Genomic DNA, 2,832 nt, shown 5'->3' on the forward strand with positions numbered 1-2,832 from the left:
CGCTACGAGAAACGCGCCTACATCTACCTCGGCACCGTCACCCTCGCAGCCCTCATCATCTGGCTCCGAACATGATCCGAGAAACAGTGCCTAGGTGATCATCTGCCGGACGGGCAGCGTATGGCCCTGGAGGACTGCCTTGCCCCGGTCGGCGGCTGATTCGCTCAGGCGGCACTTGCTTCCGGCGTTGGCTCGGCCATGGGAAATGCTTGGGCCTCGTTGCAGGTCTCTCCGTACTGAAGGCAGTGGCAGAGCCGGCCAACCCTACGGTTGAAGAAGTTGCACTGTGCACCCTCGCGACCATCACCACAGGGCCAGGGGCATGCCCACCGTCCACGGTGCGGCATTGCCCGCCCGGCTACTCGAACTTCCCGAGATCCTCTGCTCCCTCGGAGTGCCCTTCATAAGGGGGGCAGCTCGACTCCGTCGTACGCAGCCTCATGGCCACCTACAGGCCGGATTCATACCGGCAGATGCGTGCGACGTTCCGTGCTACCGCGCATCGCGTGGCGGAGGGACGCCTGCGTGCCGCCTGGGCTCGTGTCACCGCGTAGCACCGGGGGCCTGGGGCTGGCAGATCTTGCAGAGTTTGTACTGGGCGCCGCCGCGAGGTCCAGTGTGGTCGCTGATCCACCGCAACGGTTCTTCAACGGTCAGCATCACCATGTGGGTGGCCCAGCCCGAGTTCAGCAGGCCCTTGTGTTCGAACTCGCGCAGATTGTGCGCCATGCTGTCTGCGCCGTTCCACCAGTCGTTGGGGCCGGGGCTCTCGCCGATCGACTCCCGTGTCTGACGGCAGGCACTGCTGTGCAGAGTGTGCTTGCCAGCTGCGTACGAGTAGGAGCCCGGGTCCTGAAGCCGCTGTCTCTGCACGAGGGTCTTCGCCGCCATCGCGTCGAATTCCTCCCTCGCCGCGTCGCACACCTCGCAGCCGACCGCTGGACAATCAGCTCCCCAGGCGTCGTCGTACGGCGACAACGTCCTGGATGGCCCTGAAGTGCACGAAGAGGTCGGGTTCGCTCTCAGGGGTGACGAAGCCGAAGCCCTTCTCCTCATTGAACCACTTCACAGTGCCGCTCTGTCGTCCAGCCATCGTCCACTCCGCGCCATTTGGAGATGCTCGTAGTGAAGTATCCGTCTGGATCGTCACTGCCTGTTTTCGATCCCCGGTTTTGAGTAGCTTTGGGCCCTAGGCTGGCTGGGTGTCCAAGGACGCCGAGGAGGCCGGGGAACGAGTGTGTGAAGGCTGCGGTGAACGGTTGCGGCCAGACGCACGACCTACTGCCGTGCACTGCTCGGCAGCGTGTCGTTCCAGGCAGTGGCGCCGGGACCGCCGGTTGCGCAAGCGGGTGGCCGCGGAGTTGAGTGGTGCCGGCAGGGCCGAGTGCCCCGAGTGCGGAGCGACTTGGGTGGCCGGGGTGGACCGCCATTCGAACGCGGTCTACTGCTCGCGGCGGTGCGTGACGAGGGCCTGGTGGGCCCGGAAGGAAACGTTCGGCGAACAGTCACAGTGACCGCATCGCGAACGCATCCGGAACCCAGCTCCGGTCGCAACGTGGTCAATTACGGTAGCCCGTTGTGATCGTCGCATTTCCGGTCCGACTCTCGGGTCGAGAAACGAGCCGGGTCTCGCCACGGCCGGATGGCCGTGCACCGGTCCGCGGTGGGTGGTGAATGCCATGCCCGAAGAGATCGAGTCCGCCGACAAGGTCGGCAGCGTCAGCGAAAACCGCTATGCGGAGATCGTGGCTGAGCTGCGGAAACTGGTCGAGACGGCCAGCCGTATCCGGTTCACGATCGGCGACTACGCACTCGAAGTCGAGCCGATGCGCGAGGCCGGCGACCAGGAACGAGGCGACGAGCTGTTCACGGTCAAGGACTCCCTGTTCCGCCTCGCCGAGGACATCGGGGTGTCGTATTCGCAGGTGAGGTCCGCGAGGTGGGCCGCGTCGAAGTGACCGAAGGACCGCCGGGTGTCGGGGGTGTCCTTCACCGTCCACAAGATCATGGCGTCCATCGTCGACGACGAGGAACGGTGGGCCACGATCCTCACCCCACCCGAGGACAAGAGCCGGTGGACACCGGACGAGGCAGCGAAACCGCCCAGGACCCGATCCACTCGTCGAACTGGGCAAACCTGGCGTGTCCTCCGGCCACCCAACCAGTTACCCAAGAAGACGATCTTCTTCAACTCCCCCGGAGGAACAATGATGTACGGGCATTGGGCGGTCCGGGCACGCCGGGCCGCAGTCCGGTTCGTGCTCTGCGCGGTAACAGCGATCGTGGCCACGCTGGGCGGGGTCACCCCCGCCGCCGCGTCCGAGGACTTCCACGTCACGTACGACAGCGAGATAGGTACCACCAGCCGCAACTCGTACTGGGTGGACATCAAGGGCACCGTCACCCGCAACGGGGACCAGTACGAACTGACAGCCGTCGTGAAATCCCGGTGCTACCGGAACTCGGGCGCCTCTCAGGAATGGGGTATGGCTTTCGGGTCGAGCGCTGAGAGCTGGCGGTACGTGACACGCCCCTGCAACGACACCCATCCGTATTCACAGGAAACGATCACGGAGACGGGCCCCCTGCGCCCGGACGGCCGCGTGTACATCCAGGCAGGTGCCTACGGCGGAGACCCCTTCGGTACTTGGGGGTGGGGAACCCAGCGAAGCGTCTGGGTGTGACAGCAACAGCGTCCCCATGAAACCGACACCGACGTAGGCTGAATGACGACGGCCGCTGTCTCGTACGTGGAACATTCCACCCGTACGAGACAGCGGCTGGAGGCCGTCACCAACGCCAACAGCGCGGGCTGGACGAGCAACGGTCGAC

2 protein-coding genes and 2 pseudogenes are annotated in these 2,832 nt (G+C 65.0%); 2 read left to right on the top strand and 2 right to left on the bottom strand.

Annotated features, from left to right (window positions below; all coding sequences use genetic code 11):
- Nucleotides 1–543 precede the first annotated feature (543 nt).
- Together ACWD0Y_RS36495 and ACWD0Y_RS36500 are read right to left on the bottom strand one after the other, a co-directional pair.
- A complete protein-coding gene (locus ACWD0Y_RS36495) occupies nucleotides 544–891 on the bottom strand; it encodes a hypothetical protein (RefSeq protein WP_450264551.1) in 348 nt (115 codons plus the stop codon).
- A gap of 91 nt (nucleotides 892–982) precedes the next feature.
- Nucleotides 983–1,093 (bottom strand): annotated as a pseudogene (locus ACWD0Y_RS36500) (cold-shock protein); the annotation flags it as partial.
- Nucleotides 1,094–1,679: 586 nt separating this feature from the next.
- On the opposite strand from ACWD0Y_RS36500, the gene ACWD0Y_RS36505 reads away from it, so the two are divergent.
- Together ACWD0Y_RS36505 and ACWD0Y_RS36510 are read left to right on the top strand one after the other, a co-directional pair.
- Entirely contained in the window at nucleotides 1,680–1,958 is a 279-nt protein-coding gene (locus ACWD0Y_RS36505) for a hypothetical protein (protein ID WP_450264552.1), read from the top strand.
- Between the two features lie 12 nt (nucleotides 1,959–1,970).
- Nucleotides 1,971–2,684, top strand: a pseudogene (locus tag ACWD0Y_RS36510) (DUF6192 family protein); the annotation flags it as partial.
- Nucleotides 2,685–2,832 lie beyond the last annotated feature (148 nt).

The sequence above is a fragment of the Streptomyces altiplanensis genome (genome assembly GCF_053591575.1).